Source organism: Allobosea sp. FW305-C-101 (genome assembly GCF_058783685.1).
This window is the reverse complement of record NZ_JBYSYT010000001.1, coordinates 1,268,894-1,284,322: the sequence shown is the minus strand read 5'-3', so window position 1 is coordinate 1,284,322 and position 15,429 is coordinate 1,268,894. Positions and strand designations below refer to the sequence as shown.

Genomic DNA, 15,429 nt, shown 5'->3' with positions numbered 1-15,429 from the left:
TTCCTATTCTCCCATGCGCCGCCGGCCTTGTGCCCGGTCGGCCGAGCAGGACCCGACGATGGACAAGATCCGCATCACCGGCGGCCAGCGCCTCAATGGCGCTATTCCGATTTCAGGCGCGAAGAACGCCGCCTTGCCGTTGATGATCGCGAGCCTGCTGACGGACGAGACGCTGACGCTGACCAATGTGCCGCGGCTCTCGGACGTGACCGCGCTCTCGCGCATCCTGTCGAACCAGGGCGTCGATCGCACCGTCGCCGGCAAGCGCATCGGCCAGTCGGCCGAGACCGGCCAGACCATCGCGCTGACCGCGCGCCAGATCGTCGATACCTGCGCGCCCTATGAACTGGTCTCGACCATGCGGGCGAGCTTCTGGGTGATCGCGCCGATCCTGGCCCGCATGGGCGAGGCCAAGGTCTCGCTACCGGGCGGCTGCGCCATCGGCACGCGCCCGGTCGATCTGCTGCTGATGGCGCTGGAGAAGCTCGGCGCCGAGATCGTGATCGAGAACGGCTATGCATTGGCGCGGGCGCCCAAGGGCCTCAAGGGCGCCGAGATCGTCTTCCCGAAGGTGACGGTCGGCGGCACCCATACCGCGCTGATGGCCGCCGTGCTCGCCCAGGGCACGACCGTGATCGAGAACGCGGCCTGCGAACCGGAGGTCACCGACCTCGCCGCCTGCCTGATCAAGATGGGCGCCAAGATCGAGGGCGCGGGCACCCCACGCATCGTGGTGACGGGCGTGGCCCGCCTCGGCGGCGCGCATCACGCCGTGCTGCCCGACCGTATCGAGGCCGGTACCTACGCGATGGCCGTGGCGATGACCGGCGGTGACGTGATGCTGGAAGGCGCGCGGCCGGAACTGCTGCAGTCGGCGCTCGACGTGCTCACCAAAGCCGGCGTCGATATCGACTCGACCAATGAGGGCATCCGCGTGCGCCGCAATGGCCACGGCCTGACCGCGGTCGATATCGACACCGATCCCTTCCCCGGCTTCCCGACCGATCTCCAGGCTCAGTTCATGGCGCTGATGACCCGGGCGAAGGGCACGTCGCGCATCCGCGAGACCATCTTCGAGAACCGCTTCATGCATGTGCAGGAGCTCGCCCGGCTCGGCGCGAAGATCCGGCTGGACGGCGATGTCGCGCATGTCGAAGGCGTCGAGAAGTTGACCGGCGCGCCGGTGATGGCGACCGACCTGCGGGCCTCGGTCTCGCTGGTCATCGGTGGACTCGCCGCCGAAGGCGACACCACGATCAACCGCGTCTACCATCTCGATCGCGGCTTCGAGGCGCTGGAAGCGAAGCTCAGCCGCTGCGGCGCTCTGGTGGAACGCATCAGCAGTTGATTCTCGACTGTTGATTTTCTTGGGGCGGCTCGTCAGAACAAAACCATGTCAGACGATGCCGCCGACCCGCTCAAGCTCATCGCACTCGATGCCGATGATCTCGCGATTGTCTCAGCCCATCTCCAGGATGCGGTGCTGAAGGCTGCCGACCTCATCTACCTGCCGCGCGAGCAGCGCTTCGCGCTCGCGTTGCGTCGCTTCGACTGGGAAGGTGCCCAGCGCGGCCAGCGCCGTCGCCGCCTGACCGCGCTGCATTTCGACCGCGTCCAGTCCGTGCGCAGCGCCAAGCTCGACAAGAACGATCCCGACAAGGTCCTGAACCTGCTCGCCGTCACCTTCGACCTCGGCGAGGACCCGGCCGGCGAGGTGACCCTGCATTTCTCGGAAGGGGCGGCGATCCGCCTCTCGGTCGAGTGCATCGAGGCCCAGATGAAGGATCTCGGCCCGGTCTGGGAAGCCGTGGCGACGCCCGGCCATCCCGACGGCGCCTGAGCCTCCAGCCCATTCTCGACGATATCCAAGGACCCAAGCGATGCCGATCAGGCTCGACGACAGGGATGCCCGCTTCGCCGAGGGCTTCGCGGCTTTGCTCTCCGCCAAGCGCGAGGTCTCCGAGGAGGTCGATCGCATCGCCGCCGACATCATCGCCGATGTCCGCGAGAAGGGCGACGCGGCGCTGATCGATTACACCTCCCGCTTCGATGCGCTCGACCTGACGCCTGAGACTCTGCGTGTCAGCGAAGCCGAGATCGACGCGGCCGTCGCCGCCTGCTCGCCGGAACTGCTGGCTGCGCTGGAGACCGCGCGCGAGCGCATCGAGACTTATCACCGTCGCCAGAAGCCGGCCGATTCCTGGGTCGAGGACGCGGTTGGCGTCGGCACCGGCTGGCGCTGGTCCGCGATCGAGGCCGTCGGGCTGTATGTGCCCGGCGGCACCGCGAGCTACCCGTCCTCGGTGCTGATGAACGCGATCCCGGCCAAGGTCGCCGGCGTGCCGCGCATCGTCATGGTCGCGCCGACGCCGCGTGGCGAAACCAATCCGCTCGTCCTTGCAGCTGCTCGTCTCGCCGGCGTCCATGAGGTCTACCGCATCGGCGGCGCGCAGGCCGTCGCGGCCTTGGCTTATGGCACGGCTTCGATCGCCCCCGTGGCCAAGATCGTCGGCCCCGGCAATGCCTATGTCGCGGCAGCCAAGCGCCGCGTCTTCGGCCAGGTCGGCATCGACATGATTGCCGGCCCCTCCGAAGTGCTGGTCATCGCCGACCGCAGCGCCAATCCCGACTGGATCGCGGCCGACCTCCTGGCGCAGGCCGAGCATGACGTCTCCGCCCAGTCGATCCTGATGACCGATGATGCCGCATTGGCGGCCGAGGTCGAGAAGGCGGTCGCGGCGCAGCTCGCGACGCTGCCGCGCGCCGAGATCGCCGGCAGGAGCTGGCAGGACTTCGGAGCGATCCTGCTCGTCGCCGATCTCGAAGCCGCCGTGCCGCTGGTCGACCGGCTCGCGCCCGAGCATCTGGAGATCATGACGGCCGATCCGGACCGGCTCGCTGGTCTCATCCGCAATGCCGGTGCGATCTTCCTCGGCGGCCATACCCCGGAGGCGATCGGCGACTATGTCGGCGGCCCCAACCATGTCCTGCCGACGGCCCGCTCGGCCCGCTTCTCCTCCGGCCTCGGCGTCGGCGATTTCATGAAGCGGACCTCGCTCCTGAAATGCGGCCCCGAGGGCCTGCGCGCGCTTGCTTCCGCCGCCACGCAATTGGCTGAGGCAGAGGGCTTGCAGGCGCACGGCCGATCCGTGACGATCAGACTGAATCGCTAGAGCATTGCGCGAAAAAGTGGGAACCGGTTTTTCGCAAGAGCAATGCTCTAAAGCTTAGTGATTTCGGCTCCGTCCGACAGGCGGTGCCATGGCCGGAGGAGCGATGTCCGACGTCTCGACTGCCACCAACCAGCGTCTGGTCGGCCTGACCCTCGACGAGAATTCCCTCGGCCGCGGCACGCCCGATCAGGAGCATGAGCGCGCCGTCGCCATCTATGACCTGATCGAGCGCAACAGCTTCGTCGTTCCCGAGCATGATGGCGGCCCTTATCTCGCGCATCTCGCGATGGTCGAGCGGCGTCTCGTCTTCGAGATCAAGCAGGCCGATGGCGCGCCGGTGGTGACGCATCACCTGTCGCTCAGCCCGTTCCGGCGCATCATCAAGGACTACGAGCTGGTCTGCGACAGCTATTACGCGGCGATCCGGACCTCGACGCCGACGCAGATCGAGGCGATCGACATGGGCCGTCGCGGCCTGCATGACGAGGCTGCCGGCATCCTGGCCGAGCGGCTGGCGAACAAGGTCGAGGTCGATTTCGACACGGCACGCCGCCTCTTCACGCTGATCTACGCCCTGCACTGGAAGGGCTGACGCGCTTGGAGGCCCCGCGCAAGGTGCAGAGCGTGCTGTTCATGTGCGCGATGAACGCCGTGCGCTCGCCCATGGCCGAGGCTCTGGCCAAGCATTTCTTCGGCAAGTCGATCTATGTCCAGTCGGCCGGCGCTCGCAAAGGTGAGCCGGACGGCTTCGTGCACGCGATCCTCGACGAGATCGGCATCGATCTGAGCAAGCACAAGCCGAAATCGATCGAGGAGCTGGAGGAGTGGGAAGGGCTCAATTTCGACCTGATCATCACGCTCTCGCCCGAGGCCCATCACAAGGCGCTGGACCTGACGCGGACCCATGCCGCCGAGGTCGAGTACTGGCCGACTGTCGACCCCACCGTGTTCCAGGGGTCGCGCGAGCAGAAGCTCGACGCCTATCGCGATGTCCGGGACGGCCTGATCAAGCGGATCAAGCAGCGTCTCCAGAGCTGACGAAATTCACCGCACCAGCACCGCCCCGCCACAGCGCACGCCGGTGACCCAGCTGTCGGCCTGGCCGAGCCCGATGCCGAGCGTGCCGAGTACGCCGTTCAGGATCTGGTCGAGCGGCGTCGCCGCATTGGCGATCACGCCGCTGACGAGCCCGTCCAGGCCGGGCAGGCCGAGGCCGAGCCCCAGGGCCTCCACCCGTAGCTCCAGGTCGCCTACGAGCCGTCCCAGTAGGGTCGCGACGAAATTCTGGGTCGAGGTGGTCTTCTTGTCGCCGCGCTGGATCTCCGGATAGCTGAAGCTGACCGCGGCCTCCGAGAGATTGGTCATCGTCACATGCGCACGGCCCGAGACCTTGGCGAGCCCGGCGACGTTGAGAAGCGTCGCGGCGGGCGGGTTCGGCGCCGTGCTGAAATTGTTGAACTCCGCCATCGAGACCTGCCCGATCCAGGCGTCGACCAGGGCCGGCGTCACGCCGAGCGTGACCCGCGAGGTCGAGACGGCGCCCGGGTTGCACTGGATGCCGGTCAGGCGGGCGGTTGCCGAGGCGAGCTCAAGATAGAGCGGCAGCCGGACCAGAGAGGCGGCTCCCGAACCGACGAGATCGACGGTCAGCAGGAGGCGAGTCTGCGCCGTATGGACGCTCGCTCCGGCGCGGCCGACCCGCATCAGGCTGGTGCCGACCGGCCGCTCGCCGATGCCGAGCTTGAGCGAGACGGCGGCGACGCCGGGCAAGTTGAGGTTGAGCCCGACATCGATCTGGCGCCTGCCATTGGCGATCTGCGCAACGGCCGAGACGATGTCGAGCGCCGAGAGTGAGGCCGCCAGCGGCTTCGGCCCGGAGAGAGGCTTGTCGCCGGCGGGGCCGAAGGAGATCAGGGAGGACAGCTTGACCGGCAGGCCGCTCGCCGATGCCGCAGCGAGTCGGCCGAGCGCCGCCGTTGCGGTGCCGTTGCGGGTGTCGTGGTCGCGAGAAGCATCGACCACGGCGGCCAGCACGTCGCCGAGCTTGGCATCGGCCTTCAGGACGTCGTCATAGGTCGCTGCCGTGAGATTGAGGCGGGTCGCGAGGCGCTTCGAGAAGTCGAACAGGTCGACTCGCGCCTTGATCAGCGCATCATAGTCCATGACCGACAGCGACACGCCGCCGCCGAGCAAGCCGCCGAGAAGGCTGTTGAGCAGCCCGCCATCGAGCTTGAGCAAGCGCGAGCCGACGGCGAACGAGGCCTGCGCGTCCTGGAACGCGATCGCGCTGGAACCGATCGGCACATCGCCGTTGCTGAGGCTCGCGACGGTCGTGCTTTCCCCGGGACGCGGCGGGGAGCCCGGCATGGGGGTCGTCGTGGATGACGATGCCAGGACCCGGCCGAGCAGCAGCGGCGCGGTCGTCCGCATGTCGATCCTGACGGCGTTCGCCGTTGTGGCCGAGCTCGGGACGAAGCGTGCATCCGGCGCCTGCTTGGGGTCCGGCGTGTACACGCCGGTCTGCAGTACCTGGATCGCGCTCCCGGGGAAGCCGTTCTGGGTCGCGCTGGACTGGGCGGCGGCCTGCGCACGCGGCAGGTCGCTGGCGGCGGCGAGGGCGGCGAGGTCGTTGGCGGTCTGCAGCTTGCGCTTCTCGTAGAAGAAATTGCCGACATCGACGGCCATCGCACCGAAGCCGATCATCACCGTCGCGGAGACCGCGAAGAGGATGGCGGCGCCGCCCTTCTGATTGCGGGCGAAGTTCTTGAGCCTGAGCATGGATGCCCCCCTGGCTTCGAGCCACGAAAATGCGTTCAGTATCCGCCACGCTGGACGATGGCCCGGCGCTCAATCATGGGTTGAGGAAGAGAAACCATTCGGCTGAGGCTGTCATAGACCGAGCCGCTCATGTCGTAGGCGACCGCGACCTCGAAGCTCTGCATCTGTGGGCCGGTCTGGCCGGTCCGGACTCTCAGCTTTGTCGGGTCGATGAAGGCATAGGAGCCGGCATGGGCCGTGATGAAGTCGCGGGCGATCCTGGAACGTTCGGTGTCGTCCAGGCCTGATACGGACGAGCGCGCCGCCTCGGCCGCGATCTGCTGGATGCTGTGGTAGATGCCGAAGACATAGCCGTATCCCATGATGCCGACGAGCAGCAGCAGCAGGATCGGCGCGACGAAGGCGAACTCGATGGCGGTGGTCGCGCGCTGGTTTCGGGAGAAGCGGGACAGGGCAGGCAGCATGGCCGTTCCTCGATAAGTAGATACAACTAAAGGTTGTAAATCTCGCCTCTTGATGAAAGGTAAATGCCGCCTGGGAGGAGCAATCGCGGTTCAGCCCGGGTGAACGGCTTAAGTAAAATTTTACACGGCTGGGATTGCTTCGCAGATACGCCGCAGCAGCCCCGAGTGATTCCCAGCCAATGCCATCGATATCTCCTGCGGAACCCGGTGCGGCTCGCGCGGAGCGGTTGTCACCTGCCGGCGGATTCCTCGTCGGGCTGGTCTGCTTGCTGGTCAGCCTCGGGGCGTTTGCGAGCCTGCCGCGTGCGACGGACGGGACCGTCCCTGTCGCCATCGTCTTCCCACCTTGGACCAACGGCGCGGAGGCGATCGCGCAAAGCTTCGCCGCCGGTCACCGCGTCCTGCGCAGCGGCCGCTTCACTGCGATCGTCGTCGTGGCGCCGACGCTGAGCGGGCAGGCCCCGGCGTTGCCGCAAGGCGCGTGGTTCTCCCTTGTCCTCGCGGGCCTTGCCGGGTGTCTCGATAGTTCCGGCCAAACGGAAGCCTCGTCATGATCTGGACCCTGTCAGCCGTACGCCACAGGGTGACGCAGGCCCTGCTCGTCCTTGGGCTGCTGCATGTGCCGCTGCTCGCCCTCGGCTTCTGGGTGAATGGCGCATCCGGGGTGATCCCGGTCGCGATGGCGGCGCTGGTCGTCCTCGTGGCCATGGCGAGCTATCGCCTGGCCGGTCCCGCCATCGTGACGCAGCTCGTCATTGCCGCCATGCTGATCGGGCAGGTCTCGATCCTGGTGTTCAGCTTTGCCGGCCATCCCTGGCAGCCTGACATCCACATGTACTATTTCGCGGTTCTGGCGCTGCTCGCCGGCTTCTGCGACTGGCGGCCGATCCTGATGGGCGCCGCGCTGACGGCCGTGCACCATCTCGTGCTGCAATATGCCCTGCCGGCAGCCGTGTTCTATCAGGGCGGCAGCCTGCTGCGCGTGTTGCTCCATGCCGTGATCGTCATCATCGAGACGGCGTTCCTCGCCGTCTTCGCCGTGGTGCTGCAGCGCATGTTCGCCGTGAACGAGCAAAATCTGGCGCGGGCGCAGGAAGTCGCTGAGCGCGAACGCATCGCCGGTGAGAAGGAGCGCAACCTCGCCGAAGAGCTCGGCCGGCGTGCCGAGATGCTGCGCGATGTCGTCGCCGGCTTCCGGTCGCAGATGGAGCAGGCGATGGCCGTGCTCGATCACTCCGCTGCCGCGATGAACACGGAGGCCGGAGCCCTGACCGAAACCTCCGACCATGTCCGGCGCCAGACCGCGATGGTCTCCGATTCCGCAGCCGGCACGATGGACAGCATCGATCATCTTTCGGCCGCGAGCACGGAGCTCGTCGCCTCCATCGGCGAGATCGGTCGCAATGCCGGGCAGTCGGCCGATGGTTCGAAGGTGGCCGCGGACCTTGCCCGGCACGCCAGCGCCGAGATCGAGCATCTCGCCCAGAGCAGCGAAAATGTCGGCGCGGTTGTCGAGATCATCCGCGGCATTGCCGCCCAGACCAGCATGCTCGCGCTCAATGCCACGATCGAGGCGGCCCGCGCCGGCGAGATGGGGCGCGGCTTCGCGGTCGTCGCCAGCGAGGTCAAGACGCTCTCGGCCCAGACCGCCAAGGCGACGGACGAGGTCTCGCACCAGATCGGCACGATGCAGCAGGCCTCGCAGCGTTCGCTCAAGGCGATCCGCGACATCGTCGAGGCGATCGGCGATGTCGAGAGTGTCGCCAATGCGATCGCGCTCTCCGTCGACGAGCAGAGCCGCGCCACCGCCGAGATCGCCCATCAGGTCCGTTTGTCCTTCGAAGGAGCGCAGCGCAGCGCCGATGTCGCCGGCGGCTTCGAGGTCATGACCCGCCAGACCCACGGTGCTGCCCAGCAATTGCAGAGCGCCGCCAGCGCGCTTGCCCAGCAGGCGCAGGACATCCGTCAGGACGTCGCCAACTTCTGCGGCAGGGTTGCTGCGGCCTGATCTTTACCAGGAATGGCCGGGACCGACCGGCCCGATGCCGAGGAAGCTGCCGAGGCTGGCGGCGATATCGGCGAAGCTGCCGCGGCGCTCGAGCGGCTTGGCGCCGATGCCGGGGCCAACGGCGATGATCGGCACATGCTCGCGGGTATGGTCGGTGCCGGGCCAGCTCGGATCGTTGCCATGGTCGGCCGTGACCACGGCGATATCGCCCGGCCTCAGCGCCGCTTCGATATGTGGCAGGCGACGGTCGAAGGCTTCCAGCGCCGCGGCATAGCCGGGAATGTCGCGCCGGTGGCCGAACTCCGTGTCGAAATCCACGAGATTGACGAAGCAGAACCCGCCATCCGGCAGGCCGTCCCAGGCCTCCAGCGCGGCATCGAGCATCGCCGCATTGCCGAACGGCTTGATCTCGGTGCCGGTGGCGCGATGGGCGAAGATGTCGCCGATCTTGCCGACGGTGACGACCGTACGTCCCTGCGCCGCCAGCCGGTCGAGGATCGTCTCGCCTGGCGGCGGAATGGCGAAGTCCTTGCGGTTGCCGGTGCGGGTGAAGCCCTCCTCCGGCGAACCCACGAAGGGGCGCGCGATGACGCGGCCGATGCGCAGGGGATCTACGAGGCCGCGCACCGTCTTGCAGAGGGCATAGAGCCGATCGAGCCCGAAATGCTGCTCATGCGCCGCGATCTGCAGCACGGAATCGACCGAGGTGTAGCAGATCGGCTTGCCCGTCCGGATATGCTCCGGCCCGAACTCGTCGATGATCGCGGTGCCCGAGGCGTGCTTGTTGCCGAGGATGCCGGGGAGGGCGCCTTCCTTGACGATGCCCGCGACGAGCTCGGGCGGGAAGGAGTTCTCGAGAGCGGTGAAGTAGCCCCACTCGAACGGCACTGGGCAGCCGGCGATTTCCCAATGGCCGGATGGCGTGTCCTTGCCCTGGCTGATCTCGACGCCATAGCCCCAGCGCCCTTCTGGCCTGGCCGGCTTCGTGACGCCGGCGAGTGGCCGGCCGGTCGAGGCCTCGCAGGCATGGGCGAGGCCGAGGCGGACGAGATTGGGCAGCTTGAGCGGCCCGCTGCGCAGGCCCTCGCGGTCGCCGCGCCCATCGGCACAGGCTTCCGCGATATGGCCGAGCGTATCGGAGCCGGCATCGCCATAGGCGGCTGCATCGGCCGCGCCGCCGCAGCCGACCGAATCCAGCACGATCAGGAGCGCGCGCGTCATGCTCAATCCCTCACTGCGGCGGAGCTGGCGGTATCGAGATTGAGTGCCGCTGCCAGCAGCGCCTGAGTGTAAGCCTCGCGCGGCGATGCGAAGATCGCCTCGGCCGGGCCTTCCTCCACCACCTTGCCGTTCTGCATCACCACCACCCGATGCGACAGCGCCCGGACGACCTTGAGGTCATGGCTGATGAAGAGATAGCCGAGCTTGCGCTTTGCCTGCAGGCCGCGCAGCAACTCGACGATCTGCGCCTGCACGGACATGTCGAGCGCCGAGGTCGGCTCGTCCAGCACGACGAATTTCGGGTTGAGCGCCATGGCCCGCGCGATCGCGATGCGCTGGCGCTGGCCGCCCGAGAATTCGTGCGGATAGCGGTCCATCGCCGCCGGGTCGAGGCCGACATCGGCGAGCGCCTGCGCCACGATCTCGCGCTGGCGCTGGTAGCTGAGATCAGGCTGCTGGATGGCGAGGCCCTCGGCCACGATCTCGGCCACCGACATGCGCGGCGAGAGCGAGCCATAGGGGTCCTGGAAGACGACCTGCAAATCCTTCCGCTTCGGCCGGACCTGCTTGCTGGAAAGCCCGTCTATCCGGTCGCCAAGGAAGACGATCGGCCCTTCTGATGCGATCAGCCTGAGGATGGCGAGGCCGAGCGTGGTCTTGCCCGAGCCGGACTCGCCGACGACGCCAAGCGTCTCGCCCTCGCGCACCTTGACCGAGATGCCGTCCACCGCCTTCACATGGCCGCTGACGCGGCGCATCAGGCCGGACTTGATCGGGAACCAGACCTTGACCGGCCCGGCCTCCAGCAGCGTCGCGGCATCCGCCGGGACGGGGGCAGGGCGCCCCTTCGGCTCGGCGGCGAGCAGGCGCTTGGTATAGTCGTGCTGCGGGTTGGCGAAGATCTCGGCCACGGGGCCGTGCTCGACGATTTTGCCCTTCAGCATCACGCAGACCCGGTCGGCGATGCGCCGGACGATGCCGAGGTCATGGGTGATGAACAGCATGGCCATGCCGAGCCGGCCCTGCAGCTCCTTGAGCAGCTTCAGGATCTGCGCCTGCACGGTGACGTCGAGCGCGGTGGTCGGCTCGTCGGCGACGAGCAGTTCGGGCTCGTTGGCGAGCGCCATCGCGATCATCACGCGCTGACGCTGTCCGCCGGACAACTGGTGCGGATAGGCGTCGAGCCGGCTCGCGGCGTCGCGGATGCCGACGAGGTCGAGCAGCTCCAGCGTGCGGGCGCGCGCCTTCTCGCCGCGCAGGCCCTTGTGCAGTTCGAGGATCTCGCCGATCTGCCGCTCGATCGTATGGAGCGGGTTGAGCGAGGTCATCGGCTCCTGGAACACCATGGTGATGTCGTTGCCGCGCACCTTGCGCATCGCGTCCTCGTCGGCCGCGATCAGGTCCTGCCCGTTGAATAGGACCTTGCCCGAAGGGTGATGGGCTGCCGGATAGTTCAGGAGCTTGAGGATCGAGAGCGCCGAGACCGATTTGCCCGAACCGGACTCGCCGACCAGCGCCAGGGTCTCGCCCTTGGCGATCGAGAAGGAGACATGGTCGACCGCGAGCGTCTCCCGCCCGCCCTGGCGGAAGGCGACGGAGAGGTCTTCGACGGAAAGCAGCGGCGCGCTCATGCGAAGGTCTTCCGCGGGTCGAAGGCGTCGCGCACCGCTTCGCCGATGAAGATCAGCAGCGACAGCATCAGCGCGATCACGATGAAGCCGGAGAGGCCGAGCCAGGGCGCCTGCAGGTTCGACTTGCCCTGAGCCAGCAATTCGCCGAGCGAGGGCGAGCCCGGCGGCAGGCCGAAGCCGAGGAAGTCGAGCGAGGTCAGCGTGGTGATCGAGCCGTTCAGGATGAAGGGGAGGAAGGTCAGCGTCGCCACCATCGCGTTCGGGAGCAAGTGGCGGATCATGATCGTGCGGTTGGAGAGGCCGAGTGCGCGAGCCGCCCGGACATACTCGAAATTGCGGGCCCGCAGGAACTCGGCGCGGACGACGCCGACCAGCGCCACCCAGGAGAACAGCAGGAGGATGCCGAGCAGCACGAAGAAGCCGGGCGTGATGATGGCCGCCACGATGATCAAGAGGTAGAGCGCGGGAATGGAGGTCCAGATCTCGATCAGGCGCTGGAAGATCAGGTCGGTCCAGCCGCCGAAATAGCCCTGGATGGCGCCGGCCGTGATGCCGATTACCGAGGAGAAGGCGCAGAGGATCAGCCCGAACAGCACGGAGATGCGGAAGCCGTAGATCAACCGCGCGACCACGTCGCGGCCCTGGTCATCGGTGCCGAGCAAGTTCCATTCGAGGTCGCGGCAGGTCGATCCGCCTGTGCGTTCGGCGATCGTCTTGCACTGCTCGTCCTTGAGCAGCCAGGTCGGCGGGGCAGGGGCCGGCACCGGCAAGTCGAGATTATGCGTGCGATAGCTGTAGCGGATCGGCGGCCAGATCGCGAAGCCGTTGGCCGCGATCTCCTTGGCGATGACGGGATCGCGGTAATCGGTCGTGGCGAGGAAGCCGCCGAATTTCTCTTCCGGGTAGTTCACCGCGACCGGGAACAGCCACTCGTCCTTGTAGCGCACGACGAGCGGCCGGTCGTTGGCGATGAACTCGGCGAAGAGCGTCAGCACGAACAGGGCGAGGAAGAGCCAGAGCGACCACCAGCCGCGCTTGTTGGCCTTGAAGTTGTTGAGCCGGCGCCGGTTAATCGGCGAGAGCTTGAGCCAGCCCTGCTTGGCCTCGGCCGGCGCGAGGGGCACGTCGCTGCGCAGGGCGGGCGGCGGGGCGTCGATCAGCGTGTCCATGCTCACGCCTCCCGGCTCTCGAAATCGATGCGCGGATCGACCCAGCTATAAGTCAGGTCGGTGACGAGGTGCACGACGAGGCCGATCAGCGAGAAGATGTAGAGATTGGCGAAAACCACGGGATAGTCGCGGTTGACGATCGCCTCGAAGGACAGGAGCCCGAGCCCGTCGAGCGAGAAGATCGTCTCGATCAGCAGCGAGCCCGCGAAGAGCGCATGCACGAAGGCGCCGGGGAAGCCGGCGATGACGATCAGCATCGCGTTGCGGAAGACATGGCCGTAGAGCACGCCGCTCTCGCTCAGGCCCTTCATCCGCGCGGTCAGCACGTACTGCTTCCGGATTTCGTCGAGGAAGGAGTTCTTGGTCAAGAGCGTCGAGGTCGCGAAGGCGCCGAGCGCCATCGCCAGAACCGGCAGGGTGATGTGCCAGAGATAGTCCTTGGCCTTGCCGAACAGGCTGAGCTCGGCCCAGTTGTCGGAGGTCAGGCCTCTTAAGGGGAAGATCTGCCAGAACGAGCCGCCGGCGAAGAGCACGATCAGCAGGATCGCGAACAGGAAGCTCGGGATGGCGTAGCCGACGATGACGACCGCGCTCGTCCAGGTGTCGAAGCGCGAGCCCTCCTTCACCGCCTTGCGGATGCCGAGCGGGATCGAGATCGCATAGGAGATCAGCGTCATCCACAGGCCGAGCGTGATCGAGACCGGCAGCTTCTCCTTGATCAGCTGCAGCACCGGAGCATCACGGAAATAGGAGCGGCCGAAATCGAAGCGGGCATAGTCGCCGAGCATCTTCAGGAAGCGCTCATGCGCCGGCTTGTCGAAGCCGAACTGCTTTTCCAGCTCCTTGATGAAGGCGGGGTCGAGACCTTGGGCACCACGATAGGCCGATCCGTCGCTCTGCGCCCCGGCATCGCCCATCTGGCCGCCGCCGACGCGGTCGGCCGCGCCGCCGCTGTTCGGGTTCTGGAGCTGCGAGATCACGCGCTCGACCGGCCCGCCCGGCGCGAACTGCACGATGACGAAGGAGACCAGCAGGATGCCGAACAGGGTCGGCACCATCAGCGCGAGGCGCCGGGCGATATAGCTCAGCATGCCCCGCTCACGCCTTTCCGATCCGCTTGGCCTTCTCGGCGTCGAACCACCAGGTCGCGGGTGCGCCGGAGGCGAATTTCGGCTTGGTCGCCGGCCGGTCGTACATGTCCCAATAGGCCAGCCATTCCTCGTCGTTCCACCACATCGGGATCCAGTAGCGCCCGGCGCGCAGCAGGCGGTCGAGGCATTTCGCGGCGACGATGCAGTCGGCATAGGTCTTGGCCTGGCCGATCGCCTCGATCATCGCGTCGATGGCGGGGTGGCTGATGCCGCCGACATTGCGCGAGCCCTTGGTCTTCGCCGCTTCCGAGCCATAGACGATGCGCATCGTGTCGCTCGGGATCGCGCCGCCCGAGAGCGCCCGGCTGATGATGTCGAAATCGAACTCGTCGAGGCGGCGCTGGTACTGCGCGGGGTCGACGAGGCGGGAGGTGGCGTTGATGCCGAGCCGCTTGAGATTGGCCTGGAAGGGCTGCGTATGCGGCTGCAGGGCCGGATTGGAATCGAGGAACTCGATCTCGAAGGGCTGCCCGTTCGGCAGCTTCAGCACATTGCCGTCGCGCTTGCAGCCGGCGGCGCGCAGCATCTCATCGGCCTTGCGCAGGAGGTTGCGGTCGCTGCCCGAGCCGTCCGAGACCGGCGGCAGGAAGGGTTCGCCGAAGACCTCGTCCGGCACCTTGCCGCGCCAGGGTTCGAGCAGCTTGAGTTCTTCGGCGGAGGGCTTGCCGACGGCCTTGGAATCCGAGTTCTCGAAATAGGAGGTCATCCGCTCGAAGAAGCCGAACATGATGTTCTTGCGCGTCCACTCGAAATCGAAGGCGAGCCCGAGCGCTTCGCGGATGCGCGGATCGGCGAACTTCTCGCGCCTCGTGTTGTAGACCCAGCCCTGCGAGCCGACCGGCTCGGTCTTCGGCAGGGTTTCCTTCTTGACCTTGCCCTCGTGCACGGCCGGGAAATCATAGCCCGTCGCCCAGATGCGCGAGGTGAACTCTTCCTGGAAGGTGATGGCGCCGCCCTTGAAGGCCTCGAACGCGACCTGCCGGTCGCGGAAATATTCCCAGCGCACGCGGTCGAAATTATTGGTGCCGATATTCACGGCTAAGTCTTTCGCCCAGTAGTCCGGCACGCGCTCGAACTCGATGAAGCGCCCCTGCTCGAAGCGCCCGACCTTGTAGGCGCCGGAACCGAGCGGCGGCTCCAGTGTCGACGCCGCGAAATCCCGCGTCGACCAGTATTTCTCGGAGAAGACCGGCAGGCCGGCGACGACCAGATGCAGGTCGCGCCCGCGCTTCGGCGAGAGCTTCACCACGAGGATGTCGTCGCCCTCGGCTTCCGACGAGACAAGCTCGTTGAGCAGGAGCCGGTAGGAGGGGTGCCCCTTCGCCTTCAGAATGTTCATCGAGAAGGCGGCGTCGCGCGCCGTCACCCGCGAGCCATCATGGAACTTCGCTTCGGGCCGCAGGCGGAAGCGATAGGTCAGCTTGTCGGCGGAGACGGCGACGCTCTTGGCCAGCAAGCCGTAGAGCGAGCCCGGTTCGTCGCCCGAGCCGGTCATCAGGCTGTCGAAGCAGGCATCCATGCCGGCCGCGCCGTCGCCCTGGAGGACGAAGGTGTTCAGCGTGTTGAAGGTGTCGAAGCTCTGGTTGCCGCCGGCCCGCTTGATCTGGATCGTCAGCGAGCCGCCCTTGGGCGCCTTGGGATTCACATAGGCGAAATGCGGGAAATCCGCGGGCAGCGCGAGTTCGCCGAAGGTCGAGAGCCCGTGCGATTCGACGTCCTGCGCCAGCGCCGCTTGAGGAAGCTGGGGCAAGGCACCCGCGACGGTTGCGGCACCCGTGGCCTCCAGCAATCTGCGGCGTGTGATGCGCATCGCCATCGTTTCGCGTCTCCGTCT

14 protein-coding genes are annotated in these 15,429 nt (G+C 66.9%); 7 read left to right on the top strand and 7 right to left on the bottom strand.

Annotated features, from left to right (window positions below):
* The first annotated feature begins 58 nt into the window (after window positions 1-58).
* The 5 genes from murA to AC3WMA_RS06025 all read left to right on the top strand — a co-directional run bounded on the left by murA (window position 59) and on the right by AC3WMA_RS06025 (window position 4,211).
* A complete protein-coding gene (gene murA, locus AC3WMA_RS06045) occupies window positions 59-1,348 on the top strand; it encodes a UDP-N-acetylglucosamine 1-carboxyvinyltransferase (RefSeq protein ID WP_492284465.1) in 1,290 nt (429 codons plus the stop codon).
* A gap of 45 nt (window positions 1,349-1,393) precedes the next feature.
* A complete protein-coding gene (locus tag AC3WMA_RS06040; RefSeq protein WP_492284464.1) occupies window positions 1,394-1,840 on the top strand; it encodes a DUF2948 family protein in 447 nt (148 codons plus the stop codon).
* Between the two features lie 40 nt (window positions 1,841-1,880).
* Window positions 1,881-3,173 (top strand): histidinol dehydrogenase, encoded by a 1,293-nt coding sequence (hisD, locus tag AC3WMA_RS06035; RefSeq protein ID WP_492284463.1) that lies wholly within the window; start codon window positions 1,881-1,883, stop codon window positions 3,171-3,173.
* 103 nt (window positions 3,174-3,276) lie between these two features.
* Complete coding sequence (locus AC3WMA_RS06030; RefSeq protein ID WP_492284462.1) at window positions 3,277-3,765, top strand: UPF0262 family protein; 489 nt, start codon at window positions 3,277-3,279, stop codon at window positions 3,763-3,765.
* A 41-nt stretch (window positions 3,766-3,806) separates the two neighbouring features.
* Entirely contained in the window at window positions 3,807-4,211 is a 405-nt protein-coding gene (locus AC3WMA_RS06025) for an arsenate-mycothiol transferase ArsC (RefSeq protein ID WP_257733984.1), read from the top strand.
* Between the two features lie 6 nt (window positions 4,212-4,217).
* Here AC3WMA_RS06025 and AC3WMA_RS06020 read toward each other — a convergent pair whose 3' ends face one another.
* A complete protein-coding gene (locus tag AC3WMA_RS06020) occupies window positions 4,218-5,951 on the bottom strand; it encodes a pilus assembly protein TadG-related protein (protein WP_492284461.1) in 1,734 nt (577 codons plus the stop codon).
* Window positions 5,952-5,986: 35 nt separating this feature from the next.
* The gene (locus AC3WMA_RS06015) at window positions 5,987-6,415 is read right to left on the bottom strand and encodes a TadE/TadG family type IV pilus assembly protein (protein WP_492284460.1); all 429 of its coding nucleotides are present in this window, start codon (window positions 6,413-6,415) and stop codon (window positions 5,987-5,989) included.
* Window positions 6,416-6,681: 266 nt separating this feature from the next.
* Here AC3WMA_RS06015 and AC3WMA_RS06010 point away from each other — a divergent pair, with 266 nt between their 5' ends.
* Entirely contained in the window at window positions 6,682-6,969 is a 288-nt protein-coding gene (locus AC3WMA_RS06010) for a hypothetical protein (RefSeq protein ID WP_492284459.1), read from the top strand.
* The gene (locus AC3WMA_RS06005) at window positions 6,966-8,423 is read left to right on the top strand and encodes a methyl-accepting chemotaxis protein (protein WP_492284458.1); all 1,458 of its coding nucleotides are present in this window, start codon (window positions 6,966-6,968) and stop codon (window positions 8,421-8,423) included. Before AC3WMA_RS06010 ends, AC3WMA_RS06005 begins: the two co-directional genes overlap by 4 nt.
* Window positions 8,424-8,426: 3 nt before the next feature.
* Here AC3WMA_RS06005 and AC3WMA_RS06000 read toward each other — a convergent pair whose 3' ends face one another.
* The 5 genes from AC3WMA_RS06000 to AC3WMA_RS05980 are packed head-to-tail and all read right to left on the bottom strand — an operon-like array spanning window position 8,427 to window position 15,411.
* Window positions 8,427-9,644 (bottom strand): phosphopentomutase, encoded by a 1,218-nt coding sequence (locus tag AC3WMA_RS06000; RefSeq protein WP_492284457.1) that lies wholly within the window; start codon window positions 9,642-9,644, stop codon window positions 8,427-8,429.
* Window positions 9,645-9,646: 2 nt separating this feature from the next.
* Window positions 9,647-11,275, bottom strand: coding sequence for an ABC transporter ATP-binding protein (locus AC3WMA_RS05995; RefSeq protein WP_492284456.1), 1,629 nt, complete (start codon window positions 11,273-11,275; stop codon window positions 9,647-9,649).
* Window positions 11,272-12,444, bottom strand: a complete 1,173-nt coding sequence (locus tag AC3WMA_RS05990) for an ABC transporter permease (RefSeq protein WP_492284455.1) — start codon at window positions 12,442-12,444, stop codon at window positions 11,272-11,274. Before AC3WMA_RS05990 ends, AC3WMA_RS05995 begins: the two co-directional genes overlap by 4 nt.
* 2 nt (window positions 12,445-12,446) lie before the next feature.
* A complete protein-coding gene (locus AC3WMA_RS05985; RefSeq protein WP_492284454.1) occupies window positions 12,447-13,535 on the bottom strand; it encodes a microcin C ABC transporter permease YejB in 1,089 nt (362 codons plus the stop codon).
* A gap of 7 nt (window positions 13,536-13,542) precedes the next feature.
* Complete coding sequence (locus tag AC3WMA_RS05980; protein ID WP_492284453.1) at window positions 13,543-15,411, bottom strand: extracellular solute-binding protein; 1,869 nt, start codon at window positions 15,409-15,411, stop codon at window positions 13,543-13,545.
* Between the last annotated feature and the right edge of the window lie 18 nt (window positions 15,412-15,429).

What these genes read in the sequence shown, in the direction of transcription:
- murA (WP_492284465.1), top strand. Translation starts at nt 59, where the DNA reads ATGGACAAGATCCGCATCACCGGCGGCCAGCGCCTCAATGGCGCTATT.
- AC3WMA_RS06040 (WP_492284464.1), top strand. Translation starts at nt 1,394, where the DNA reads ATGTCAGACGATGCCGCCGACCCGCTCAAGCTCATCGCACTCGATGCC.
- hisD (WP_492284463.1), top strand. Translation starts at nt 1,881, where the DNA reads ATGCCGATCAGGCTCGACGACAGGGATGCCCGCTTCGCCGAGGGCTTC.
- AC3WMA_RS06030 (WP_492284462.1), top strand. Translation starts at nt 3,277, where the DNA reads ATGTCCGACGTCTCGACTGCCACCAACCAGCGTCTGGTCGGCCTGACC.
- AC3WMA_RS06025 (WP_257733984.1), top strand. Translation starts at nt 3,807, where the DNA reads ATGTGCGCGATGAACGCCGTGCGCTCGCCCATGGCCGAGGCTCTGGCC.
- AC3WMA_RS06020 (WP_492284461.1), bottom strand. Translation starts at nt 5,951, where the DNA reads ATGCTCAGGCTCAAGAACTTCGCCCGCAATCAGAAGGGCGGCGCCGCC.
- AC3WMA_RS06015 (WP_492284460.1), bottom strand. Translation starts at nt 6,415, where the DNA reads ATGCTGCCTGCCCTGTCCCGCTTCTCCCGAAACCAGCGCGCGACCACC.
- AC3WMA_RS06005 (WP_492284458.1), top strand. Translation starts at nt 6,966, where the DNA reads ATGATCTGGACCCTGTCAGCCGTACGCCACAGGGTGACGCAGGCCCTG.
- AC3WMA_RS06000 (WP_492284457.1), bottom strand. Translation starts at nt 9,644, where the DNA reads ATGACGCGCGCGCTCCTGATCGTGCTGGATTCGGTCGGCTGCGGCGGC.
- AC3WMA_RS05995 (WP_492284456.1), bottom strand. Translation starts at nt 11,275, where the DNA reads ATGAGCGCGCCGCTGCTTTCCGTCGAAGACCTCTCCGTCGCCTTCCGC.
- AC3WMA_RS05990 (WP_492284455.1), bottom strand. Translation starts at nt 12,444, where the DNA reads ATGGACACGCTGATCGACGCCCCGCCGCCCGCCCTGCGCAGCGACGTG.
- AC3WMA_RS05985 (WP_492284454.1), bottom strand. Translation starts at nt 13,535, where the DNA reads ATGCTGAGCTATATCGCCCGGCGCCTCGCGCTGATGGTGCCGACCCTG.
- AC3WMA_RS05980 (WP_492284453.1), bottom strand. Translation starts at nt 15,411, where the DNA reads ATGGCGATGCGCATCACACGCCGCAGATTGCTGGAGGCCACGGGTGCC.